Origin of the sequence: Bacillus timonensis (assembly GCF_004799755.1) — a bacterium.
Classification (GTDB): domain Bacteria; phylum Bacillota; class Bacilli; order Bacillales; family Bacillaceae_L; genus Ferdinandcohnia; species Ferdinandcohnia timonensis_A.
The window spans coordinates 1-25,111 of the sequence record NZ_SLUB01000028.1 but is presented as its reverse complement, the minus strand read 5'-3'; the positions used below and the strand labels follow the sequence as shown (position 1 = coordinate 25,111).

At 38.0% G+C, this 25,111-nt stretch carries 30 protein-coding genes; 1 reads left to right on the top strand and 29 read right to left on the bottom strand.

What is annotated here, in order from left to right:
• Positions 1–31: 31 nt before the first annotated feature.
• From E1I69_RS14890 to metG, 17 genes are all read right to left on the bottom strand, one after another.
• Positions 32–262, bottom strand: coding sequence for an anti-sigma-F factor Fin family protein (locus tag E1I69_RS14890; protein ID WP_136380363.1), 231 nt, complete (start codon positions 260–262; stop codon positions 32–34).
• Positions 263–361: 99 nt separating this feature from the next.
• Positions 362–925, bottom strand: coding sequence for an aminoacyl-tRNA hydrolase (gene pth, locus E1I69_RS14885; protein ID WP_136380362.1), 564 nt, complete (start codon positions 923–925; stop codon positions 362–364).
• A 102-nt stretch (positions 926–1,027) separates the two neighbouring features.
• Entirely contained in the window at positions 1,028–1,657 is a 630-nt protein-coding gene (locus E1I69_RS14880; RefSeq protein WP_136380361.1) for a 50S ribosomal protein L25/general stress protein Ctc, read from the bottom strand.
• Positions 1,658–1,769: 112 nt separating this feature from the next.
• Positions 1,770–2,723: a ribose-phosphate diphosphokinase gene (locus E1I69_RS14875; protein ID WP_136380360.1), complete on the bottom strand. Its 954-nt coding sequence runs from the start codon at positions 2,721–2,723 to the stop codon at positions 1,770–1,772.
• Between the two features lie 18 nt (positions 2,724–2,741).
• Positions 2,742–4,121, bottom strand: a complete 1,380-nt coding sequence (glmU, locus tag E1I69_RS14870; protein WP_136380359.1) for a bifunctional UDP-N-acetylglucosamine diphosphorylase/glucosamine-1-phosphate N-acetyltransferase GlmU — start codon at positions 4,119–4,121, stop codon at positions 2,742–2,744.
• 380 nt (positions 4,122–4,501) lie between these two features.
• Positions 4,502–4,792, bottom strand: coding sequence for a septation regulator SpoVG (gene spoVG, locus E1I69_RS14865; protein ID WP_010285377.1), 291 nt, complete (start codon positions 4,790–4,792; stop codon positions 4,502–4,504).
• Between the two features lie 141 nt (positions 4,793–4,933).
• Complete coding sequence (locus E1I69_RS14860) at positions 4,934–5,308, bottom strand: RidA family protein (protein WP_136380358.1); 375 nt, start codon at positions 5,306–5,308, stop codon at positions 4,934–4,936.
• Complete coding sequence (gene purR / locus E1I69_RS14855) at positions 5,305–6,165, bottom strand: pur operon repressor (protein ID WP_136380357.1); 861 nt, start codon at positions 6,163–6,165, stop codon at positions 5,305–5,307. Before purR ends, E1I69_RS14860 begins: the two co-directional genes overlap by 4 nt.
• Positions 6,166–6,309: 144 nt before the next feature.
• Positions 6,310–7,176, bottom strand: a complete 867-nt coding sequence (ispE, locus tag E1I69_RS14850) for a 4-(cytidine 5'-diphospho)-2-C-methyl-D-erythritol kinase (RefSeq protein WP_136380356.1) — start codon at positions 7,174–7,176, stop codon at positions 6,310–6,312.
• A gap of 177 nt (positions 7,177–7,353) precedes the next feature.
• On the bottom strand, positions 7,354–7,542 hold the full coding sequence (locus tag E1I69_RS14845; RefSeq protein ID WP_136380355.1) for a small, acid-soluble spore protein, alpha/beta type: 189 nt from the start codon (positions 7,540–7,542) through the stop codon (positions 7,354–7,356).
• A 321-nt stretch (positions 7,543–7,863) separates the two neighbouring features.
• Positions 7,864–8,133: a biofilm formation stimulator Veg gene (gene veg / locus E1I69_RS14840; RefSeq protein WP_116354422.1), complete on the bottom strand. Its 270-nt coding sequence runs from the start codon at positions 8,131–8,133 to the stop codon at positions 7,864–7,866.
• Between the two features lie 247 nt (positions 8,134–8,380).
• On the bottom strand, positions 8,381–9,268 hold the full coding sequence (yabG, locus tag E1I69_RS14835) for a sporulation peptidase YabG (protein ID WP_136380354.1): 888 nt from the start codon (positions 9,266–9,268) through the stop codon (positions 8,381–8,383).
• A gap of 109 nt (positions 9,269–9,377) precedes the next feature.
• Positions 9,378–10,271 (bottom strand): 16S rRNA (adenine(1518)-N(6)/adenine(1519)-N(6))-dimethyltransferase RsmA, encoded by an 894-nt coding sequence (gene rsmA, locus E1I69_RS14830; protein WP_136380389.1) that lies wholly within the window; start codon positions 10,269–10,271, stop codon positions 9,378–9,380.
• The gene (rnmV, locus tag E1I69_RS14825; protein ID WP_136380353.1) at positions 10,271–10,831 is read right to left on the bottom strand and encodes a ribonuclease M5; all 561 of its coding nucleotides are present in this window, start codon (positions 10,829–10,831) and stop codon (positions 10,271–10,273) included. Before rnmV ends, rsmA begins: the two co-directional genes overlap by 1 nt.
• Before the next feature lie 144 nt (positions 10,832–10,975).
• Positions 10,976–12,172, bottom strand: coding sequence for a G5 and 3D domain-containing protein (locus tag E1I69_RS14820; RefSeq protein ID WP_136380352.1), 1,197 nt, complete (start codon positions 12,170–12,172; stop codon positions 10,976–10,978).
• A 225-nt stretch (positions 12,173–12,397) separates the two neighbouring features.
• Positions 12,398–13,165 (bottom strand): TatD family hydrolase, encoded by a 768-nt coding sequence (locus E1I69_RS14815; RefSeq protein ID WP_136380351.1) that lies wholly within the window; start codon positions 13,163–13,165, stop codon positions 12,398–12,400.
• Between the two features lie 61 nt (positions 13,166–13,226).
• Positions 13,227–15,176, bottom strand: a complete 1,950-nt coding sequence (gene metG, locus E1I69_RS14810; protein ID WP_136380350.1) for a methionine--tRNA ligase — start codon at positions 15,174–15,176, stop codon at positions 13,227–13,229.
• A gap of 472 nt (positions 15,177–15,648) precedes the next feature.
• Between metG and E1I69_RS14805 the strand changes: the two genes are divergently transcribed.
• On the top strand, positions 15,649–15,933 hold the full coding sequence (locus E1I69_RS14805; protein ID WP_116354429.1) for an AbrB/MazE/SpoVT family DNA-binding domain-containing protein: 285 nt from the start codon (positions 15,649–15,651) through the stop codon (positions 15,931–15,933).
• A 47-nt stretch (positions 15,934–15,980) separates the two neighbouring features.
• On the opposite strand, the gene rsmI is transcribed toward E1I69_RS14805, so the two are convergent.
• The 12 genes from rsmI to E1I69_RS14740 form a co-directional block, all read right to left on the bottom strand.
• Positions 15,981–16,856: a 16S rRNA (cytidine(1402)-2'-O)-methyltransferase gene (rsmI, locus tag E1I69_RS14800; protein WP_136380349.1), complete on the bottom strand. Its 876-nt coding sequence runs from the start codon at positions 16,854–16,856 to the stop codon at positions 15,981–15,983.
• Positions 16,822–17,121 (bottom strand): GIY-YIG nuclease family protein, encoded by a 300-nt coding sequence (locus tag E1I69_RS14795; protein WP_136380348.1) that lies wholly within the window; start codon positions 17,119–17,121, stop codon positions 16,822–16,824. Before E1I69_RS14795 ends, rsmI begins: the two co-directional genes overlap by 35 nt.
• Positions 17,108–17,851, bottom strand: a complete 744-nt coding sequence (locus tag E1I69_RS14790; protein ID WP_136380347.1) for a tRNA1(Val) (adenine(37)-N6)-methyltransferase — start codon at positions 17,849–17,851, stop codon at positions 17,108–17,110. The genes E1I69_RS14795 and E1I69_RS14790 overlap by 14 nt, the downstream gene beginning before the upstream one ends.
• A gap of 88 nt (positions 17,852–17,939) precedes the next feature.
• Complete coding sequence (gene yabA, locus E1I69_RS14785) at positions 17,940–18,293, bottom strand: DNA replication initiation control protein YabA (RefSeq protein ID WP_136380346.1); 354 nt, start codon at positions 18,291–18,293, stop codon at positions 17,940–17,942.
• A gap of 13 nt (positions 18,294–18,306) precedes the next feature.
• Complete coding sequence (locus tag E1I69_RS14780; RefSeq protein ID WP_136380345.1) at positions 18,307–19,134, bottom strand: PSP1 domain-containing protein; 828 nt, start codon at positions 19,132–19,134, stop codon at positions 18,307–18,309.
• Entirely contained in the window at positions 19,127–20,131 is a 1,005-nt protein-coding gene (gene holB, locus E1I69_RS14775; protein WP_136380344.1) for a DNA polymerase III subunit delta', read from the bottom strand. The genes E1I69_RS14780 and holB overlap by 8 nt, the downstream gene beginning before the upstream one ends.
• Positions 20,132–20,150: 19 nt before the next feature.
• Positions 20,151–20,591 carry a YaaR family protein gene (locus tag E1I69_RS14770; RefSeq protein ID WP_136380343.1) on the bottom strand — a complete coding sequence of 147 codons (441 nt, stop codon included), beginning with the start codon at positions 20,589–20,591 and terminating at the stop codon, positions 20,151–20,153.
• Between the two features lie 19 nt (positions 20,592–20,610).
• A complete protein-coding gene (locus E1I69_RS14765) occupies positions 20,611–20,940 on the bottom strand; it encodes a cyclic-di-AMP receptor (protein ID WP_136380342.1) in 330 nt (109 codons plus the stop codon).
• Between the two features lie 165 nt (positions 20,941–21,105).
• Positions 21,106–21,738, bottom strand: coding sequence for a dTMP kinase (gene tmk / locus E1I69_RS14760; RefSeq protein ID WP_136380341.1), 633 nt, complete (start codon positions 21,736–21,738; stop codon positions 21,106–21,108).
• 16 nt (positions 21,739–21,754) lie between these two features.
• Positions 21,755–23,188, bottom strand: coding sequence for an aminotransferase class I/II-fold pyridoxal phosphate-dependent enzyme (locus E1I69_RS14755; protein WP_136380340.1), 1,434 nt, complete (start codon positions 23,186–23,188; stop codon positions 21,755–21,757).
• A 121-nt stretch (positions 23,189–23,309) separates the two neighbouring features.
• The gene (locus tag E1I69_RS14750) at positions 23,310–23,528 is read right to left on the bottom strand and encodes a sigma factor G inhibitor Gin (protein ID WP_136380388.1); all 219 of its coding nucleotides are present in this window, start codon (positions 23,526–23,528) and stop codon (positions 23,310–23,312) included.
• A gap of 965 nt (positions 23,529–24,493) precedes the next feature.
• Positions 24,494–25,111 (bottom strand): transposase (locus tag E1I69_RS14740; RefSeq protein ID WP_207308556.1); only part of this gene is annotated, 618 nt, incomplete at its 5' end.

Sequence of the window (25,111 nt, the reverse complement as noted above, 5' to 3'; positions counted from 1 at the left end):
TGGTGTGTGGGCCAAAGCTTTTTCTATTATTTTATTGAATAAATGATTCATATTGATGAAAATCAGGATTGCGCTGTAGTGCTTCCTGACAATCCTCACATATTGTCTTCACATGAATGTCCCCATTTGATTGGTATGATATCATTTCTTGTCGCTCCTGGTCTGTTAATTGGTGGAACCCGAGACTTTCACTATGTAGGGACAAGTTATCAATGCTACCAACCTTCACACCACAATGTCGACAATGGTAATGTAGTGCCATTAGAATCCTCCTCGTGAGATTACGACTCAAAGTTTACATTTTCTAGTATAAACCGAGAAGTGATTCTTTATTCATCACGCCTTACCTTATCATACTATATTACCTTGCATTAAATTCGTTCATTACCTGTAAAAATGGTGTGGATACCCACTTTTCTGCTGCTTCCGCTGACTTTTGGATGGCATCCTTTATATTTTGTGACTCTTCTGGTTGAAAACGTCCAAGGACATAATCCGCTATCTTCATGCCATTTGTTGGACGGTTGATCCCAATTCGAATACGTTTAAATTCTTGAGTGCCTAAATGGTTAATAATGGACTTCATCCCATTATGACCACCTGCGCTTCCTTTTTCACGAAGCCTAATTTTTCCTACAGGAAGGTCTAACTCATCATAGACAACTAGTATATCATCTACTAGAATATCATAATAATCCATAAGTGGCCTGAGACTTTCTCCCGATAAATTCATATATGTAAGAGGCTTTAAAAGTAGAACCTTCTCTCCGTTTACTAAGCCTTGACCAAACACCCCGTTGAATTTGGCTTTATCTAACGAGATATGTAATTTGTCAGATAGCTCGTCAATAACTTTAAAGCCGACATTATGTCGTGTTTCCTCATACTGCCTTCCTGGATTTCCCAATCCAACAATTAGCTTCATGTTATTTCCCCCATTTTCTTGAATAAAAAAGCCAGTGTACCTGTTGCAAAAGGACGTAACCGTTTTGGTTACGTCCAACCTTTTAGTCCTTTATTTATTGCTTTACTCAGACTCGTTTGTTTCTCTGCCTTCTAGATTTTCTGGTTCACCAGGCTCTTGTTCTTCACCTGTACTAATCTCTTCTTCCTGTCTTGGAGCTAGAACTGATGCCACAACCTGGGAAAGGTCCTGATTAATGGTATACTTACCATTTGAATCTATATCCTCTAGTTTAATAACATCCCCAACTCCCAAATGTGTCACATCCACATCAATGGTTTGTGGAATGTCTGTTGGTAGGGCAGAGATCGAAATCTGATGAATAGACTGCTGAAGGACTCCACCATCCTTCACACCCACTGCTTCCCCAACTAAATTAAGATTTACGTCAACTGTTACCTCTGTGGACATATTCACAATTTGAAAATCTGCATGTAGGACTTCACTTTTAATTGGGTCTGTTTGAATATCATGAAGCATGACTGAATGCTGGTTATTATTAATTGAAAGCTTAATAATCCCATTTCGCCCTGTTTCCCGAATCGTTTTTAAAAAATCTATACTACTTACGAAAATTGGCTGACTTTTATTTGGACCATTTAAAATAGCTGGGATGTTCCCCGCTTGTCTGATTTTCGTAAGTGTTGAATGTTTATCTTTTACTCGTTCTGTCGCTTCTAAAACTGCAGACATGTTATACACCATCCTTGGAAGATTTAGTCATATTACTAAATTTCCCCTAAAGATGATGAAGTAAACCTTCTTTTTTAAAAGAATCCGCCTCTTTTGCTATTGCGCACTTGTATTAATCAAATAGGGTGCTGACAGATTGTTGCTCATGAACACGGATGATCGCTTCGCCAATTAATGGAGCCACAGAAAGTTCTTTGATTTTATTAATTTTTTTCTCTTCTGGTAAACGAATCGTATTGGTGACAACTAATTCTTTGATTTTTGAATTTTGAATGCGTTCAATTGCTGGTCCTGAAAGAACCGGATGTGTACAGCAAGCATACACTTCTGAAGCACCATTTTCGACTAATGCATTTGCAGCTAATGTAATTGTTCCTGCTGTATCAATAATATCATCAATTAGAATTGCCGTTTTCCCTTCGATATTACCTACAATATTCATAACTTCCGCCACATTTGGTCTTGGTCGACGCTTATCAATAATCGCTATTGGAGCCTTAAGACGATCCGCCATTTTACGAGCACGTGTAACCCCACCATGGTCAGGAGAAACAACGACAATGTCTTCGAGGTTTTTGCTCTTAAAATAATCTGACAGGATAGGAACTCCCATTAGATGGTCAATTAAGATATCAAAAAAGCCTTGGATTTGTGGAGCATGAAGGTCTAATGTAATCACGCGGTCTGCCCCTGCTGTTTCTAATAGATTGGCGATAAGCTTAGCTGTAATTGGCTCACGTGCACGTGCTTTACGGTCCTGTCTTGCATATCCATAATACGGCATGACAATATTAATCGTTTTTGCAGATGCACGTCTAAGTGCATCAATCATAATCAATACTTCCATGATATGCTCATTTACAGGTGCACTCGTTGATTGGATGACGAAAACATCACATCCACGAATACTTTCTTCAATGTTAATTTGAACTTCTCCATCGCTAAAACGTGTTACAGAGCATTTTCCAAGCTCGACACCAATCGACTTAGCAATTTCCTCAGCCAAAGGTGCATTCGAATTTAAGGAAAACACCTTTAAACTTGAGTCTCGGTATTCTTTAGACATGATCTTACCCGACCTCCATTAGGAATTTTTCTTTTGATTTAGACGTTCTACATAATTCTCTTTATTAACCTGACGTGCTCTTGCAATGGCGAGTGCGTCGTTTGGCACTTCATTTGTAATGGTTGAGCCTGCTGCAACATATGCTCCCTTACCGACCGTTACTGGAGCCACAAGATTTGAATTACAGCCAATAAAGGCATTATCTTCAATTTTCGTTAAGAATTTATTTTTTCCGTCATAGTTTACAGTGATAGAGCCACATCCGATATTCACGTTTGTGCCGACTTCCGCATCCCCAATATAGCTTAAATGTGATGCTTTACTTCCTTCACCGAAAACAGCCTTTTTCAATTCAACAAAGTTTCCTACCTTTACTTTATCACTGATTTGTGATGCAGGACGGATATGTGCAAACGGTCCAATTGCTACATCATTTCCAATACTACTATCATGTGCAACTGAATGGCGGATTACTGTTCTATCGCCAATTTTACAATTTTGAATTTCTGAATTTGGACCAATCTCACAATCAGATCCAATTGCTACATCTCCAATAATCACCGTTCCTGGGTGTATCACCGTGTCAGAACCAATTATTGAATCTGTTGAAATGTACGTATTGTCAGGATCAATGATTGTCACACCATTTATCATATGTTTTTTATTAATTCTTTGTTTCATTAGCTTTTCCGCTTGTGATAATGCATAACGATCATTTACTCCAAGCGTTTCTTCGAAAGAGTCTGTTTGAAAGGCAGTTACAATTTCACCTTTATTTTTCAGAATTTCAATCACATCTGGAAGGTAATACTCGCCTTGTACATTATCGTTCGATACATTTGAAAGTGCCTCAAACAGAGCTTCGTTATCGAAACAATATGTACCTGTGTTAATTTCGGTAATTGTACGTTCTTCTTCTGTTGCATCTTTATGTTCAACAATTCGCTCAACATGTCCTTCTGCATTACGGACAATTCTCCCATATCCAGTCGGATCCGCTGCTACAGCTGTTAAAATAGATGCTTTTGCTCCTACACGCTCATGCTGTGCAAGTAAGGCTTCCATTGTTTCTGCTGTAATCAGTGGAGTATCACCACAAACAACCAAGGTGATTCCCTTTTCGTTTGCCAAGTGATTTGCTGCTTGCATAACCGCATGTGCAGTACCTAATTGCTCTTCTTGAAGGGCATATTCACTTTTATCTCCGATTTGTGCTTTTACTTTTTCCGCTCCATGTCCAACGATGGTCACAAGCTTTTGAAGGGATAAAGTTGAAAGTTGATCCACTACATGCTGTACCATTGGTTTTCCACATACAGGGTGCAGAACCTTATAAAGCTTTGATTTCATGCGTGTTCCTTGCCCTGCGGCCAAAATTACGCCATATCGATTTGTCATGTTTAGGCCTCCATATCAAATTCGCCTCGGCGATTTTCCATCCAGGTTATTTTCTAGCAAACTGAAAATACTTCCTTAAAAAATCGCATCTATCCATCGGCGGCTTCCTTTATATCCAGTCGGGGTTCAACCACGATTAAATAAAATTAACCTTAATATCCATTTCGAATATATCTTAAAAACAGACTATTTTCAAGAAAACTAACGAAAGTACATGATTTTTTTGATTGGAAATTTTTATTTTGGGTTATGTTTTTGCGAAGGTAAGTACACTAAGTTTGTTGGTAGGGGATTGAACATTTGGAAAAATTGTCGTTCTTTTTTATCATAAAAAAAGAGCCTATCGTGTAAGTAGGCTCTTCGATGCTATATAGTTTATTTTAAGATGCTCCTGCTTCCTCAAACTCAACCTCAACCTCACCTAAACGATGATACTCAGCTAGTACTGCATCTTGAATCTTTCCACGCGTACTTGAGTTAATTGGATGAGCGATATCCCGAAACTCTCCATCAGGAGTCCGTTTGCTCGGCATAGCAACAAATAAACCATTGTTGCCATCAATTACACGGATGTCATGAACAACAAATTCATGGTCTAACGTAATTGATGCAATCGCTCTCATTCTACCTTCCGTATTAACGCGGCGTAATCTAACGTCTGTCACTTCCATTCTGTTCACCACCTTTTAACTATATAAAAACTTAGTTATTCATATTCAACGGAAAATCGGAATCTCCTGCTAAATATTAAATATTTTTTTAAAAAGATTCATACTTTTTTGTGAATGAACAGAATATTAGTGAAAAAAGTCTTATTTTACAAGTGCAATAACTTCAATTTCAACCAAAACATCCTTAGGAAGTCTTGCTACTTCTACAGTTGAACGAGCTGGTTTATGCCCTGCAAAGAAATCACCGTAAATTTCGTTGAGTTCTGCGAAGTCATCCATATTTTTGATGAATACAGTTGCTTTAACTACTGTATCTAATGATGCGCCAGCTTCAGCTAAGACCGCTTGAAGGTTTTTAAACACCTGAGTTGTCTGTTCTTTAATCCCACCGCTCACTAATTCACCAGCCGGTGTTAACGGAATTTGGCCTGAACTGAAAAACATGTTGTTTACAACGATTCCTTGTGAATATGGTCCTATTGCTGCCGGAGCCTGATTTGTTTGTACTTGTCTCATTCCTCTTCCCCCATCTCATCTTCAATTTCTACTTGCTTTAGGTATGATTCATAATTACCTACTGTTACTTTTATTTGTTTTTCCTTTACATCAACATCTGTTAGCTTTACTAAAGATATGTATTCATCTACAAGTCTCTCTTCGACTCCCTCGGACTCAACGAGAACACCAATCCCTTTTAGGTTTGCATTGAATTCTTCAAGAATACTAACCATACCATTCACAGTACCGCCAGCTTTCATAAAGTCATCAATGATTAAAACATTAGAACCTTCCTTCAAGCTTCGTTTGGCTAATACCATCGTCTGAATTCTCTTTGTTGATCCAGAAACATAATTAATACTTACAGTTGAGCCTTCCGTCACTCGATTTCCGTGCCTTACTATGACTACAGGTACATCTAGGTAAGATGCGACTGCGTACGCAAGAGGGATTCCCTTTGTTGCAACAGTCATGACAACGTCAACCTCATGATTAGAATAGATAGAGGCAAAGACTTTCCCGATTTTATTCACAATTCTCGGATCTCCAAGTATATCTGTTAAATATAAATAACCGCCTGGAAGAAGCCGATCAGGGTTGGCTATAACCTCACAAAGCTCTTTAACAACCTCACTTGCTTCTTCTTCCCCAACCATTGGAATAAATTTTACTCCACCAGCTGCTCCCGCTACCGTGATTAATGTACCAATTCCTTGCTGTTCAAAGGTCTGTTTGATAATCGCTAAATCTTCACTAATTGAGGACTTTGCAGAATCATACTTTTCAGCAAAATATGAAAGAGATACAAGGTGCTGTGGGTGTAAAAGCAAGTGATTTGTCATATCAACAAGTCTACTACTCCGTCTAAATTTCATGGCTTGCCTCCAAAAACCGAATGTTTTATTGATAATATATCATTAATGTACGTTGTAAATCAAATGTGCCTTGGCGTAGCGCTCGACTTTTTAGCTCATTAGTTTAACTTTCATACCCCATAGCAGTGTACGCTTTCTAAAAAGTTAAACTTTATTTCGTTCACCTAGCAGTCGAACTGCATAAACCTGGTCACAAAAACCACGTAATCCATTATATATTCGATGCATTCTCGATTCCCTTTGAACAAGCCCAAAAACAGTTGGGCCGCTACCACTCATTAAAACGGCATCTGCGCCAAATCGTTTCATTTGATCTTTAATATGAGCTACTTCTGGATGAAGCCTTAAGGTTACATCTTCTAAAACATTTCCGACTCGATTGCAAATTCCAGCAAAGTCCTTCGTTTCGATTGCACGAATCATCCCATCTACATCCGGATGGTTGATTTGTTCAACCGACAGATTCCGATACACTTCTGCTGTTGAAACACCAATTGTTGGCTTGGCTAAAATGACCCAACAATGTGGAGGTGCGGGTAATTCTGTTATAACCTCTCCTCGACCAGTAGCTAGGGCTGTCCCGCCATATACACAAAAGGATACATCTGAGCCAATTTCTGCACCAATTGATGCTAGTTCGTCCAAACTAAGTCCTAGGCCCCAAAATTCGTTCAATCCTCTTAAGGTCGCTGCTGCATCACTACTACCTCCGGCAAGCCCTGCGGCTACAGGGATTGACTTTGTAATCGAAATGACTACGCCTCTTTTTACACCGTATCGTTTTTTAAGTAAATTAGCTGCTTGGTATGCCAAGTTCCGGCTGTCATCAGGTACAAAGCGATTATGAGAGATGACCTTAATCTCATCTCCTTCATAATCGGATAATTCAAGCCTGTCCGATAAATCAATGGTTGTCATAATCATCCGTACCTCATGATAACCATCCTGGCGTTTATGTAAAACATCTAGTGCCAAATTGATCTTCGCTGGGGCCTTAACTAATAATTTCATGTAAACACCTGCTTTAAACGTAAATTCAATATTGCCATTGTACCATAAAGTAAACCTCGTAAAACAGTGATACAAAAGTGTCTGCACTGTTTTTTTATAAATTGTTCGATATGACCTTTTTCCTAGAGAATTTTGGATAAAAAGAAAGCCGAAGCAACTCTGCTCCGGCGTCGTAGTTCACAATTGGTTTCGTTCTTTATTGGCAAGCTGTTGTTGTCCAATTTCAATTGCACGTTTTACCATATTTCCAGCATCACGTGATCGAATTGCACCCCAACCTTCATTTTTAACGGTATCGTAAAAACCAAGTTCTTTTGCTAATTCTTCTTTAAAAGCTTCTGTCATGATACCACGACGTCTTCCCAATAACTACAACCCCTTTCTACATCTACGACATCCATAGTATTTGATTATGAAGGGGTAGTTATATTAACAATTTTTAGGCCCAAGGATGCGACATAAAGACGTAGCCAAAGGACGGTGTTCTTAGTCATTGAATTTATGCTCAAAATTCCCTTTACAAAATGGCATGTATTCACCGAAGGCTTAATTTTATTCATTATTTACATATGATATAAGGAATATACCTTCATTGTCGAAAATAGGGGACTACAAAACGAAAAGGTGGTGCTTTATGAAAAAACACCACCTTTTTTAGACAAAATAAAAAGCAGCAAACATTGAAGTTTACTGCCCACTTATAGCTACGTTCCCGGATGTCTCATCAAAGAAGGTTAATTGAACGGTTTCTGTAAGGATATCAGCATAGCTGTATGAAACTCGCTCAAAGGAATTCTCATCCTGGTCCAGTTCAATTACAAATACAGAGGGGTACGTTTCAGCGAGCACTCCTGAGCGCTCAATTGTCTTTCTACGACCACCATTAGCCTTTAACGTAAGTCGCTTACCTAAATTCGTATCTAGAGACCTTTTAATATCAAGCAAAGTTTTTGCCATTTCACTCCACCTCACTATGTATTAGTATACCAAAAAAATCACCGAACGTCAAACAAAACTAAAATTATAACAATGATACAAAATACTTGTCAATAAATTTTTTCTTACAAATTTCTCAGCACCCAAGCGATAGTATGCTCAAAAACCGAGCCAATATGTATATAGATCAAGATTTCTTTAAATCGACATTTTTTTCACTTTACCTTACATGTAATAAAATACCAAAAGGACCTCTAGCGACATGCCGTTAGAGATCCCCTTTTTCCTCTTCAATAACCAATCTTTGATAAGGCATGCCTGTTCTTAATACACCTTTTGTTTCAATCCCACCAAGACCTTTTTCTCCTGTTAATGTATTGCGAAGAACATCCCACACATTGATTCGTTCATCAAATGGAGTAAAACTAATTTTTGCTACGATATATACAGGATCTAATGCGTGTATATTGACTCTAGACGGGGAACTTGCATAATTCGCCCCAGCCCGTATCAAAGACTCAAAATGAGACTGACAGGCACCAGCAAAGATGACAAGTTGATCTAAGTGCGGAAATTTTTTTCGGGCTTGTCGAACCGTTTGAGCAAAATGGCGGGAATGTCGGTATGCTTTTAACTCCGTAATCTTTCCCTTAGATTTTGAATATGCATCATGACCTGTTATAACAAGAATATCCGGTCTGTATTTTTCAAGTAATCCATCAATCTTTTCTGGCATTTCTTTTTCATGACAATACACCCCATATACAGGAATACCAATTTTCTCATATAGCATCAAACATTTTTTTAAATAGTTTGGGTCACCATCAATGTGCAGAACTCTTCCCGGGATCTGAAAAAACTCTGCATTATTTGTATATCCTCCTGTAGCATGGTATTCATTTTTTTGTCTAATTAACTGATAATCCTGCCGAAAAAGTCGGTATGAATGATCGACCTTTTCCCGATCAGTTCGTTGTCTTTTTTGTCTTTCATTCTCATCCACTAAAACTAAGTCATCATACGGAGCATCTGCAATCAACCTTACATCCTCACCATATAAATAAACAATTTGGTTATGTGTAATTTCAGTTACTTTGAACAATAAGTCAAACTGATGTGATTTACGTGCAACAATATCGCCAACCTTTATTTCCATCCTCACCCACTCCAACTTTCGAGGTTATTTCGCTATTGAGATGCCTACTTGTTAGCCTATGCAGTATCACCCTAAGTGGTGAGGGGGTAAGAAAGACGCAAAAAAAGACCTACTTTTCAGCAGGCCCTTCGTTAAAAGTTCGATATAATTCATCACTTAAACGCCCAAATTCCTCAATTGATAATGTTTCACCACGGCGTCTTGGATCAATATCTGAAGCGGCTAAACATCTTTCAATCGCCTCCTTAAATGCCTTCCCATTTGGCAAATTAGAGGTCAAGTTATTTAAAATGGTCTTTCTCCTTTGCCCAAAAGAAGCACGAACAACTTCAAAAAAGAAAGTCTCATTTTCTACTTTAACAGCAGGTTTCTTTCTTTTTAATAAACGAATCACTGCTGAATCTACATTAGGCTGTGGAACAAATACAGTTTTAGGTACTGTCATAACGGTTTCTGCTGTAGTGTAGTACTGGATAGCAATCGACAACGAGCCATAATCCTTTGTACCAGGTGCAGCTGAAATACGGTCTGCCACTTCCTTCTGAAGCATAACCACGATCCCCCTAAGTGGGAGGTTTTCCGTTAGCAACTTCATGATAATCGGCGTTGTTACATAATAAGGGAGATTCGCAACCACCATAATATCATCGATTCCCTGCATTTTTTCATGAATGACAGACTCGACATCTGCCTTTAAAACATCCTCATGGACAATTTCAACATTTGGATATGGAGAGAGGGTGTCTGCTAAAATCGGCAAAAGTCGCCCATCAATTTCAAATGCAACCACCTTTTTCGCACGCTTAGCAAGCTGCTCAGTTAACGCACCGATTCCTGGCCCAATTTCAATCGCAGCCGTTTCTTCTGTAACTTCCGCATGATCGACTATCCGATGCAAAATATTCGTATCAATTAAAAAGTTTTGGCCTAAGCTTTTCTTAAAAGAAAAACCGTGCTTTTCTAAAATGGCTCTCGTTCTTATAGGTGTGGCTATATCTTTCATCACTTTGCCTTTTCCCCCTGTAACACTTTTTCAACTGCCTGGTCAAATGCCTCTTTTGTAATTTGGAACATCTGCAGACGCTTATAAAGCTGTTTTCCGTTAGTATAACCAATTTTCAAAAGAACGCCTAGCTTTTCCCTACGTTCCTTTGCCTTAGTCCCTCCAATTAATCCTGCGTTCACTAGAGCGTCGAAATCAATTTCTGAGTGAAAGTCCCCTTGTTCTTCTTTAACGTCCGCTAAGGCCTTTCGAATCGCCTCTGGAGTGGCATGCTCAACGCCCACCTTTTTACCGGACTTCGCTAATGCTTCATTTTTAGGTAAAAACGCATGCTTACATCCTGGAACAGCTTTTGCGACAATCTTACGGATACGTTCTCCAGGATAGTCAGGATCAGTAAAGACAATTACTCCTCTCACTTCATGAGCATGTTTGATTCGTTCTATTACTTCTTTATTAACAGCCGAACCGTTTGTTTCAATGGTATCGGCATCTACCGCTCGTTTGATGGCGACTGTATCATCTTTTCCTTCAACAACAATTATTTCTTTTATTTTCATTTTTTATGAAACCTTTCTGGATTTAATTCGTCTAACAATATAGATACAAATATTACATAAGTATAACAAAAAAGACAAAAGCATAAAAAGACAGACATAAAAAAACAGAGGAAATCTCCTCTGTTATGTGCTAGTTAATGCAAGTTAATTTAGAATTTGAATCTTGACCTTTCGTTGCCCCCAGCGAAAGGCTTGAGACTTTTCTGAGAAAAAGACATCGATCTTATAACCCTTAATATCAGTACCCTTGTCGGCAGCTATGGCATAGCCATACCCTTCAACATACACTTTCGTACCTAAAGGAATGATACTTGGGTCTACCGCAATAATCTTAACGTTAGGATTCGCACGAAGGTTTATTCCTGTAGCAGTTGTTCCTGAACACCCACTACAATACGCTGTATAAGCTGTAGATGATACATAAAATTCCTTCGATGCATTAGCTGTACCACGGGAAACCTGTTGCACAATTTCACGTGTACCAACTGCAACAACCTTATCCTTACTATCCGCGAGGGTTTCGGTTTTAATCAGATCTCTTGAAACTTCTTTTCCATTCTCAAGAACAACTTCATAGTGCTTTGCAACTTTACCCTCTTGACCAGGAGTTACAACTTTTTCCTTGCCTTTATCAATGTTGTTGTCCTTTTTACGTACAACCCCAAAGGCAACTGATTCTTCCACTACATCGGTGACTTTTTCTACTCGTACAACATTTACGACACTATTTGCTGTAATCTGTTCTTCCATTCCTGGCTCTACTCGATCCAATTCATTTAGTGCAACATTTTGACCTTTTAAAAAGTCAGCGACAGTAGTCGAAGTGGACCAAACTTGCGTTTCAGTACCGCCGTCATTAAGCGTCAGTTGAAAGGCTTTTTCAACTTCCACTTTCATATTTTGTGTTAACTTTGTATCTAAACTTGGATTGACTTTATCGTGCTCTGTAATTTCAATCTTCGCATCTTTGAAAAGATCTTCCACAGTTTTGACTGTTGTCCAGACTTTTTGCGGTTGGTTATCAACAACAATTTCAACCGGAATGGCTTCTTGCCATGTTACTTTCAAATTGTCCTTGATTGCTGTATCCATAGATGGTGAAAGCTCGTCATGTTTTGAGACATCAATCTCTAAATCTTGTAGAACTTCAGCAACCGTGTTTGCGTGCGTCCTTATAACTTGCTCTTTTCCATTTAATGATAGTGTAACTGTATCCTTAGTGGTTTCATATGCAGCATAACCTGAACCGGCACCTATTAAGACTATAAAACTACTTATCGAGACTATTAATCTCTTTTTGTGCTTCGACTCGGAAAACAGTTTTTTCATGTTTGTAAGCAAACGAAAAACGCCTCCTTCTCTCAGTGGATTATATAAAGGATATATTAATCTGTCAACCCCACCCCTTCTTCACGTCACCGTTGTAAAATATTATGCAAGAAGAGTTTTTAAAAAGAAAGAATTAGTTGTCGACAAAGATATATATGAGACGAAGGAGACATGTAGAACTTTTTCTAATCAACTTAACATTGGACAAGCTACCCTACTATTTGACAAAAATTGCTATCATTTTATGCCGAAAAATCGCATCGCATTGTCGGATGTTTTTTGTGCAATTTCCTCAAATGAGACCCCTTTTAGCTCAGCAATTTGCTCTGCTACATATTTCACATAGCTTGGTTCATTTCGTTTTCCTCGAAAAGGATGTGGTGTTAAATAAGGACAATCCGTTTCAATTAAGAGGCGATCAAGTGGAATCTCTGCTGCCACTTCTTTTGGTTTTTTCGCGTTTTTGAAGGTGACGGGTCCACCAAATGAAATGTAAAAATTCATATCGATACATTGTTTAGCAACTTCGACACTACCTGTAAAGCAGTGCATGATTCCACCCACTTCACTTGCATTCTCTTCTTGTAGAATTTCAATAATATCGGACGTAGCTTCTCGATTATGAATAATAATAGGTAGTTTTACTTTCTTTGCTAATGCAATTTGCTTCCTGAAGACTTCCTTTTGAATATCCTTTGGGGACTTGTCCCAATGATAATCAAGTCCCATTTCACCTAACGCCACAACCTTTGGATGGGCGCAAAGCTCTTCAATCCACTTGAGATCTTCGTCCTTCATATCAATCGCATCAACTGGATGCCATCCGACTGTTGCATAGATAAACTCGTATTGTTCCGCTAGTTGAATCGCTCTTGTAATTGTCTCTCGGTCAAAACCAACGACAACGATTCTTTCGATCCCTTCACTCAGTGCCCTTTCAATTACTTCTTCTAAATCTTCTTGATACTGTATCGCATTTAAATGGGCATGTGTATCAATTAACATTGCAAAGACTCCTTTATTGATTTCTTGTATGTAAAAAGGACAGATGACTCTGTCCTTTTCATTATTTCACTTTAGCTCCATTTGGTAAGCTTTGATCAATCGTTGCGACTGATAGTTTTCCATCCACAGATCCTGCCAAAATCATTCCTTGTGAAAGCTCACCACGAAGTTTTACAGGTTTAAGGTTTGTTACACAAATTACCTTTTTACCCACTAGTTCATCTGGAGTGTAATACTGAGCAATCCCCGAAACAACCTGACGTTTTTCAAAGCCTAAATCTAATTGAAGCTTTAGAAGCTTATCGGCCTTTTTCACCGGCTCGACCTGAAGCACCTCAGCAACGCGAAGTTCAACCTTCATGAAATCATCAATTGTGATTTCATTTGCTTGTTCTACTTCCTTTACAGGCTCTTCTTTTTTCGTTCCGCCCTGCATTTTCTCCTTAATATACTCAACTTCCTCAGCAATTTCTAAACGAGGGAATATTGGCTCACCCTTAGAAACCTGAATTCCCTCTTGCTTGATTCCAAATTCAGCTAAACTTTCCCAGGTTTTCAATGCATCATCTTTCATTCCAAGTTGGGCAAAAATTTCTCCTGGTGTTTTAATTAAAAATGGTTCAAGCATAATCGCCGCAAAACGTAAGGATTCCGCTAAGTGACTCATGATAGAGCCAAGTTCATCCTTTTTCGCCTCATCTTTTGCAATAACCCATGGTTGGGTTTCATCAATGTATTTATTTGTACGACTAATAAACTGCCATAGGGCCGTTAGTGCAACAGAAAACTCCATCTTTTCCATTGCTTCTTCATATTTCGCCACAGTTTCTACGGCAAAACTCGCTAGTTGTGTATCATATTCTGATTGATTTCCTTGATACATTGGAATGGTACCATCAAAATATCGCCCAATCATCGCAACCGTACGATTTAATAAATTTCCTAGGTCGTTTGCTAAGTCAAAATTAATTCTTTCAACAAATCCTTCTGGAGTAAACACACCATCAGCACCAAATGGAACCTCACGTAATAAGTAATAACGTAGAGAATCGAGTCCGTAACGGTCAATTAATGTAACCGGGTCGACGACATTTCCCTTTGATTTTGACATTTTGCCATCTTTCATTAGCAACCAGCCATGAGCAAATACCTTTTTCGGTAGTGGTAGGTCTAATGCCATCAGCATAATTGGCCAATAAATCGTATGGAAACGAACAATTTCCTTTCCGACTAAATGAACATCAGCTGGCCAATATTTTTGATATTTAGTGTCATCTTCTGTACCGTAACCTAAAGCTGTAATATAGTTTGATAACGCATCAATCCATACGTATATAACGTGCTTTGGATCGCCAGGTACTTTTATTCCCCAATCAAAGGTTGTTCTTGATACAGCCAAATCCTCAAGTCCTGGTTTAATGAAGTTATTAATCATTTCATTTTTGCGAGACTCAGGTTGGATGAATTCTGGATTTTCTTCATAGTACTTTAGTAGACGGTCGACATATCTACTCATTTTGAAGAAATAAGATTCTTCTTTCACTTTTTCAACTGGACGTCCACAATCTGGGCAATTACCATTAACTAATTGTCTTTCGGTAAAGAAGGACTCACAAGGTGTGCAGTACCAGCCCTCATACTGATCAAGATAGATATCTCCTTGTTTGACAAGTTGATCAAAAATCTTTTCAACAACTTTCTTATGACGATCTTCTGTTGTACGGATAAAATCATCATAGGATATCTCAAGCTTCTTCCATAGATCCTGAATCCCTGACACGATCTCATCAACATATTCTTGTGGTGTAACGCCTTTTTCCGCTGCAGAGCGTTGAATTTTTTGACCATGTTCATCAGTTCCTGTCAAAAACATGACATCGTATCCACGTAGTCTTTTATATCGAGCCATAGCATCTGCTGCTACAGTTGTATAAGCGTGACCTATATGTAGTTTCCCACTTGGATAATAAATGGGAGTGGTTAAATAAAATGTTTTATTCTCTTGAGCCATCTCCGTAAACCTCCTCATAAAAGTAACTCGAATAAACAAGACTTTCCTATTCATCTATTCCTATTATATCTTCAAAATATACCTAAAGCACAAGAGGAATGTCAATTTATACAGATTAATATCTATATGAAAATGAAAATAAAGAGTTACAATTCGACAAAAATGGTGAGACTCTATTTTTTCGACAAAAATCTAGTTGTTTTTTGTCGAATTTTGTCTAATTGATTTTACAATTTTTCCTCTAATATGGTACAGATTTTTTGAAGAAAGAGTAGATTGATAATGTTCAAAATCTCATAAAACCCCTCTGTTATAAGACACAGCGTACCAATTTTATACAAATTTTAAAAGAATTGTAGTTAAAAATGATTGACGTTAAATGGAAATCTTGATATTATTATCTAGAAATCAATTTGTCGAAAATTGACGATAGAGAGATAAATAAATACAAGTATTGAGAGGAGAAAAACAATTGAAATCTACAGGTATTGTTCGTAAAGTTGATGAATTAGGTCGTGTTGTTATTCCTATCGAGCTTCGTCGTACATTAGACATCGCTGAAAAAGATGCTCTTGAAATTTATGTTGACGATGACAAAATTATTTTAAAGAAATACAAGCCAAACATGACTTGCCAAATTACTGGTGAAATTTCTGATGATAATTTCACTCTTGCTAATGGTAAGATCGTTCTTAGCCGTGAAGGTGCTGAACAAATCTTAAAAGAACTTCAAGAAAATCTTACAGCTGTAAAATAATAGATGTTATTAAAAAAGCTTCTCTACCCGAGAAGCTTTTTGTATTATTACAAGCCATGATATTCTTGGTAAATTTCTCTCTTTTGCTGATTCCGATCTTTTGCCACTTGTTTAATGGCTTCTTTCGTTGTCATTGATCCCGTCTCAACATAGTGGTTTACATGTTGTTCGATCGATAGGTGCTCCCACCAAACCTCGGAAGTCACCAACTCGCTTTGCTGGGATCCTTCCACAACAAGACAAAATTCACCTCGAACTGTATCCTCCTCCGTCCATGTAAGGATTTCATCCAAGTCTCCACGAATAAACTCTTCAAACTTCTTCGTTAGTTCTCTAGAAACGGTGATTTGGCGATTTCCTAATACCTCTTTTATCAATTTCAACGTTTCTTTTAAACGATGTGGTGCCTCATAAAAAAGCATCGTTGCTTGAATATGTGCTAATTCTTCCAACTGTTTTCGCTTCTCTTTCTTATTTCGATCTAGGAAACCGTAAAAATAAAAGGGTTGGGTAGATAGACCAGACGCAATGAGAGATGTTAATGCAGCATTCGCACCCGGTAGTGGAACGACATACATTTTTTCTTGAACCGCTTCGACAACTAATTCATAGCCCGGGTCAGAAATTGTCGGCATGCCTGCATCACTTACAAGCGCTACATCTTTTCCTTCGCGTAGTAATGACAGAATTTTATCCCCGCTTACCTTTTTATTATGTTCATGATAACTAATCACAGGTGTTTCAATTTCAAAATAATGACAAAGCTTTTTTGTTTGCCTTGTATCCTCTGCCGCAATATAAGCAGATTCCTTCATAATCTTAATTGCACGGAAAGTCATATCCTCCAAATTCCCAATTGGAGTTGGAACAAGATATAATGTTCCATATTCATAATTTGGTTGAAAGCTTTTTTGCTGCCACATAGCGCTCCTCACTTTCCATTGCCAGCAACCGTTCCTTCTCAGGTCGCTTTAATCGTTTAAATCGATATTCTGCGCGCATCGCTTCTTCTTTCGTTTCAAATTCCTGCGCAAATACTAACGTAATCGGACCTCTGCCTCTTGTATATTTGGCGCCTTTTCCCTCATTGTGTTTTTTCATCCTTTGATCAATATCTGTTGTATAACCTGCATAATAGGTTCCATCCTTGCACTCCACGACATAAAAATAATGCTTATTCATTTCCATAGAGAATCGTCCTTATCTCTTTTGTGTACTCATTGTGTTCATCATATACATAGAGTGGAGGCAAAATTTTCAGATCAGCACTACCTTGTTTGATTCCTTCAACTAAGATGGTATTGGCCTCTTTACCCAACCTTGGATGTACAAATTGCAATCGTTTTGGCTCAACCCGGTATTGTCTCATCAAGGTAAGTATGTCCATTAACCGCCCAGGGCGATGAACAAAAGCAACCTTGCCCCCTTGCTTGACCAATTGACTACTGACACGAACAACATCCTCTAATGTACAATATATTTCATGTCGAGCAATCGCAAGATGTTCATTTTTATTGATTTCATCTGCCTTCGGTGTTGGAAAATACGGTGGATTACACGTCACCACATCAAATTTCCCACGACCTAATTTTTCTGGCATGTCTTTAATATCCCCGTGAATAATTGAAAGTTGTTTTGATAAATCATTATACTCAATGCTGCGTTTTGCCATATCATAAATACGCTCTTGTATCTCAACGCCAGTAATCTCTGCCTTTGATCTACCACTTAACAATAGTGGGATTACCCCATTACCTGTACATAAATCAATGATTTTTCCTTTTTGAATAGGCACATAAACAAATCTAGCTAAAAGCACTGTATCCAATGAAAAGGCAAAGACAGAAGGACTTTGGATAATTCTTAAATTCTCTGCTAATAAATGATCTAATCGCTCACCATCATGTAATTGAACCATTGCATTCTGTTCCTTCCCTACAGTTATCTATGTATCATTATAAGGCTTTTCCTAGAAATTGAAAAAGTCCTTCCCAGTTGGAAAGGACCTATTTCTTATTTAAAAAGGAAAGACAAAATAAGCAGTCACCATCAGTACGGACACTTCCATAATGAACATTACAAATATGAAAGCCCTCTTGATAAAGTCTAGCTAAATTATCATATCCCTCTCCGATATCAACTAGTCTAGCTTCTGGTAAAACCTTATCACTTTTTTCCTCTTTTTTCTTTGAAATGGATTGATCAAGTCGGCGCCGTAAAAGGTCGTTCTCCATTTTCAGATTGTGATTCTCTTCAAGTAATTGCCCAAGATGTTCTTTCAATTCTCCTAGCTGTTTGTACAGATTTCCAATTTGAGTCTCCATACTACTAACAGATTCAAAAATATCTTTTTTGTCCACGCATTCCACCTCGTCATTCTGTGGCTTGAATCGAAATCGCTCCTTCTTTCAGTAGTTCCTCCCACGTATATTCGACAACTCGTTCACGGCCAATTAATTCTAACTGAAGCACTCGTTCTAAAATATTGAGTCCAACGACCTTCCCAGCACCACTTGTCGTTTCGATCACATCGCCAAGGTCTGGAAGCTGTTCTTTTGCACTTTCATACTCATCATTCTCATATTTTAGACAGCACATTAATCGACCACATAAACCTGATATTTTAGTAGGGTTTAATGAAAGGTTTTGATCTTTTGCCATTTTAATGGAAACCGGCTCAAAATCACCTAAGAAGGTTGAGCAACAAAGCATTCTTCCGCATGGACCAATTCCACCAAGCATTTTGGCTTCATCACGTACCCCAATTTGTCTTAACTCAATTCTCGTACGGAAAATTGCCGCTAAATCCTTTACTAATTCGCGGAAATCAACGCGTCCATCTGCTGTAAAATAGAAGATTACTTTATTTCTATCAAACGTATATTCTACATCAACAAGCTTCATATCAAGGCTATGTTCTGCTACTTTTTCCTGGCATACGTCATACGCCTCTTTAGCCGCTGCTTTATTTTCTTCTACAATTAATTTATCTTTTGAATCAGCAATGCGGATGACCTTTTTCAATGGAAGTACGATGTCATGTTCATCGACTTGCTTTTTATTTATAACAACCTTGCCAAATTCAATTCCTCTAACCGTTTCGACAATGACAAATTCACCATCAGGAATTGTAAAACCATTTGGGTCAAAGTAATAAATTTTTCCCGCTTTTTTAAAGCGTACACCAACTACATCATACAAGCTTATATCCCTCCTGTAACTTTATTACCAATTGCTCCATTAATAAATGTGGGTTCATGTTGGTGTATAGACGACGTTTTGCCTCTAATACCGCTGCTATTTGATCACTCACACGTCGTGTTGACGTCGTAAGTGCATGTTGTTTAAAACTCGTAATCTGGTCATGAAAAATTAGCTTTTCTTCATCACCAAGCTGTATATATAATAAATCCTTAAAAATAAGCAATAATATATCTAAACCAAAGCTAAGCTGCTCTTTCTCTTTAAAATGAGGTAACCATTGGTCCTGCAGAAAAAAGAAAGCATGAGTTGGCCTTGTATGGATTACTTCATATAATTGTAACACTATTGAACGGGACTGTCCAAACCATGTGTCTTCACTTAATTCGCGTGCTTCTTCTAAATTATTGGTGATATGAGCAACAAGCGAAGCCATAGTAGAAGATATTCCTTCATCGATCAACCGCTCAGAAATAACTTTTGGAGCGAGTGGCTGAAACGATAAAACCTGACATCGGGATAAAATCGTATTTAAAATCCGATGAATTTGTTCCGTTAACAAAATCGCTACTGTTTGACTTGTCGGCTCCTCTAGGAATTTCAATAGACTATTTGCGGCATTTGTCGTCATTTTATCAGCATGATTAATCAAATACACCTTACGATTGGACTCCACACCGGTCTTTGAGAACTCTTCCTGCAATGCTTGAATCTGCCACTTTTTAATCGACTGACCATCCGGCTCGATATAATGAACATCGGGATGGTTCCCCGATGAAATCCTGCGGCAATTCGTGCAGTCATTACACGGTCTATACCCCTTTGGTTGCTGACAGAAAAGACTTTTTGCTAAAAGATAACCGACTTCCTTTTTGCCTGTCCCTCGACTTCCTTCAAACAAGTAAGCATGGGCCACTCTGTTCTTCCTGAGACTATTTTCAACCATTTTTAGTACAAGTGGTTGATATTCCTGCAGTTGTTCCCATGTTTTTTCCACTATATATCACTCTTTCAAATCACGTATATAAGTTGATTAATAGCCCTTTTATTAATCCAACTTTTCCGAGAATATCAATTGACCCTTTTTCTTGGTTAACCATTTGCTCGGTTAAGTCCAATAGTTCTTTGTCAATTGTCTCAACAAGCTTATGTGTTCTCCCTTGTCCATTAAAATTCCAACTATGGGTATCTTTAATATCCATCCCATACTCTACCGCCTCATGGATAAAGCGTTTTACAAGGGATTTATAAGAAGCCAAATCCTGAAAAGTTTGAGAGCGAGAGAGTCGTTCTCCCGCCATGTCAATTTGAGTAAGCAACTTCGTCAATTGTTCCATTTGAAGCTTATTTCCTTCTTGATGAACAATTTTGCTAAAAGGAAGACTTCCTGACACTTTATTGGAAGTATTTGGCTGATTTTTATCTATATTCACACGAAAATCCTGGTTTATCTTCATAAGACGTTAAAACACCTACTTAAAATTGGTGGAACTCATCAATTGGCAATACAAACACAGTGGCTCCACCCACTTCAACCTTTACTGGAAATGGGACAAAAGAATCTGCATTTCCACCCATTGGTGAAACAGGGGCAATCATTTGCTCCCGATGTTTGCAATTTTCCTTGATAATATCTAATAATTTATTTATGCGGATGTCCTCTGTTCCTACAAGGAATGTAGTATTACCTGATTTTAGAAAACCACCTGTAGTAGCAAGCTTTGTTGCTCTAAAATTATGTTCAACTAATGCCTGTGACAAACGGTTGCTATCCTTATCCTGCACAACTGCAACAACTAGCTTCATCGTTTTGCCTCCCTTTATTTTACCACTTTTACGTGTTCCTTCATATTACGAAATTTGGTAACAAAATGTGCGAATGTCCATGTTTGTCTTTATTCTATAACAAGTATAGCCAGAACGAAAAGAAAAACCTCAAAAATCATCTGACTTTTGAGGTAATTTACACAATTAGCCTTTATTTACATGCTTTTCTATCAATTCAAGTGCTTCCTTTGCCACTACATCAAGTGTGTTTTCCGCATTAATGGTGTAAAATCGGTCCTTAAATCGATTTGCAACCTTTACATATCCTTCATACACCTTTTGATGAAATGAAAGCTTCTCAAGATCAAGGCGGTTTACTTCTCGTTCATCATTCTTCTTAATTCTTGTTAGACCTTTTTCAGGTTGAATATCAAAGAAAAGCGTTAATGAAGGCATTAGTCCATTAATCGCAAATTCATTAATCGATAAAACCTCATCAATTCCTAGTTCACGCGCATAACCCTGATAGGCTAGTGAACTATCAACAAATCGGTCACACAGGACCATTTTTCCTTCTTCTAACGCTGGAATAACTTTCTCGACTAAATGCTGCCGACGGGAAGCCGCATATAAAAGCGCCTCAGTACGTGCGTCCATTTTTGTATTGTTCTTATCTAAAATAACAGAACGTATTTGTTCAGCAATATCGATTCCACCAGGTTCTCTTGTGCAAACAACATCATATCCTTTTTTTGAAAGCTCTTCCTGAAGGATTCCTAAAACGGTTGTTTTTCCCGCACCCTCAGGACCTTCGAATGTTATAAAATAACCTGTCACTTTTCGTTCAAGCCCCTTACTTATCTAATATCTTAATGTATGTTCCCTTCATATCTCCGCCTTGGAAATGTGCACCCGTCTCCATATAAGTAGTAAGGATTTCAATGTGCCGTTCAGTTACACATTCTCCTTCCATTAGGACAGGAATTCCAGGGGGATAAGGTATAATCATTTCTCCGGAAATGTTTCCGATTGCCTCTTTAAAGGAAACAGCCTTTTTATTGTACCCTTTTATTTCATTATAACAAAGAGCAAGTGTGGAAACTGACTTTCCTCCATGATGTAAATCAATAAATCTACGTTTCACCGGTGTATATTCTTTAACGGCCTTCTTTATTTTTATAAAGAGTTCATCAACATCAAAGCCTTGTGATAATGGTAACACAAAAAGAACATTATTTGGGTCTGCCATTTCAGTAAAAAGACCTTCTTTTTCAAAGCAACTTTGCAGCTCGTATCCATTCAACTCACACTGCGATTGGACTGTAAGTTTTAATAAATCTGTTTGTATGTCTTGATTTTTTGAACTTACCACTTTTATTTGTGGTATTGCTTCAAGCCTTTGAGTCAAACCAGCAATCCTCTTAATAATTTGGTTTGTCCCCTTTTCCTTCACTTCAGCCAGGTAATGCCTAGCAAGATCAAGCGAAGCCATAATTGGATAGGATGGACTACTCGATTGCAACATTTGAAGATAATACTCAACCTCTTCATATGTAACGAGCTGGCTATTTATATGTAAAAAGGAACCCATGGTCATTGCCGGAAGAGTTTTATGAGCAGAATGCACCACTATATCTGCACCTAAAGAAATTGCCGACGAAGGAAAACCTTCAAGCAAAAAATGGGCTCCATGGGCTTCATCAATTAAAACTACAGCGCCTTTCTTATGTGCATACATAATAATTTGGGCTAATTCCTTCTGATTCGCCATTCCATAATAGTTGGGATTTGTTAAAATAACCGCCTTAATATGTGGGTATGTATCAAATGCCTCCTTTATAGTTTTAAAAGAAACATAAGAAGCAACCTGGACTTCATCATCATACGTTGGATGAAGAAAAACAGGTCGTACTCCGGCCATTTTTAATCCATTTATAATTGATTTGTGGGAATTTCGTTGCACAAGGACCGTATCATTATTCGAACATGTTGCCAGAATCATTGCTAAATTACCCACGGTCGAGCCATTCACTAAAAAGTAGCTTTTTTCAACTCCATATAAGTCTGCCACTAATCTTTCTGCTTCTAAAATAGAGCCCTGCGGATGATGCAAATCATCGAGCCCGTCCAATTCAGTCGCATCAATTTCTAATATTTTATGAAAATAGGCATATCCCTTACTGGAAAATACTTGTCCATATTTATGCCCTGGTACATGCATTGATTGAGGCCTCGACTTTGAATGGTAATCGAGTGCATCAAACAATGGGGTTTGTTGTTGATCCATAGCTATATACCTTTCTAATGTGTTTTACCTTATTATAAAGCAAAAAAAGGGACCTATTCCACTAGGTCCAACTTTAACTTGGGATTGCACCTAACGCAAAGCAATACCAAGTAGTTTAAAACTATGAATATATCTCTGGGGTTGATACTTTTTTAAGCCGCTCTAAATAAAATTGATACTTAGGATCATTTGTTTCGGTACGGATAATATCTTGCTCACAATCCAAACAAATAAATCTTGTATAAAGGTGTATGCCTCTGTCTTTCTCTTGCTCACATATAATACACGTTTCCCCATAATGATTTCTATTTGCGAGTGAACTCACTGCCTCCACCTCCATACTCATATTTTGCCCGGATTTTCAAAATGTATACACAATTATAAAAATAGTGAACAGTTTTAATTTAATTTATTTATCATTCTATGAAACTCCAGGGCTAGTTTGTGTATGTCTTAGATTAAAAAGTAGTAACTGACGCTGTTTGCAGTATACCAATTATCGGTTTACGATTGAGCAATATACTGCTAATGAGGTTTGCGGTATATCATTTATTGTTCTGCGGGTGAGTGATATACAGGTGATGGTGTTTGCAGGTTTGGATTCCCCTAATTTTTTACAAACACGAACCTCTTTAGCACGTTTGCTAGATCGGCGTTTCCTAATCTTTTACAATTATGAGTCTCTTAAAGAAGTTCGCTTTGTCGTCATTACCTAAATCTTTTGCCGTTATTAAAAATGACAATCTAAAAAAGCTTGTGTATTGGCATGCGTTACCTATTGCTTCATCTATCCCACGAAACAGGAACGAATCGGCCCTTTTCGTTACCATTTTTTAATATACACCCTAACAACGTGAACGATTCCACGCTTTTCGTTACCCTTTCCTTCAATACAATCACAAAAGTGGAACGTTTAAGCCTTTTTCGTTACCACTTCGTTCTTCACAATCCCACAAGTGGCACGATTACGCCCTTTTCGTTACCATTTACTTAAATTCAATCTCAAAACGGGAACAATTCTTTAGCTAACTTTACTCTATCTCGCTCAACATCTGTCAAACAGGCACTACGTTCTTCACCCCTAATATCCAAACAAAAACAAATAAGAAAAACCGGGCATAGCCCGGTCCTTTTCATGGTTAGAGAATATCCGATAATTTGTACTCTATGCCATGTATCCCTTTATAATACTCTGGATACATTTTACCCCCACATTTTTCACATGCAAACATAGGAGGAATTGTCGGATCTCCATCATCCATTAAATCGAAATCCCTTACCACGTTAATAGGAATCTCTTCTTTCTCATGACACGTCAAACAAACATAGCTGACGCTCTGTTGCTTGGACTGGTTTAGGCTTATATTTTTCTTCTTTTTCTTTCCCTTTTTGCGGGTTTTTGATACCGGTGAGATCGTTAATCACCCTTTCTAAATAAGCTCTTGTATTTTTGCATAAGGCTACCTTTATTTCTAATTTACCATTTTCAAGGCAGACTTCTCCCTTGTATTCATAGTAACATTCACACCTCTGACAAACGAGAGGGTCTTTCTTGCCACTGGCTACAATTCTTTCACGCCACGTCTGGCGACGTAAGGTTTTCTTAACTTTTACAACCCAACGTCTTGCTTTTTGTTGCCAAGTACTCAACACTTTTTTACATAAGTTTTTTGATCTTCTTGAATACATACCGTAATGCCGAATAGTTTTAAATTGCTCGTCTGGGATATGGCGAATTAAACGTGAAATAAATTCTTCGACACTTACGGTTTCGGATTTGTCTTTTCCGTCAGTTTTATCCTTATATTTGAACGTAACGAATTGCCCATCATATGCCTCAATCCGATTGATTCCAATCGCTGGTCGACGAATATAACGGCCAATATAACGAAGTTGTTCTTTTATTTTTCCCCTCTGTTTAGG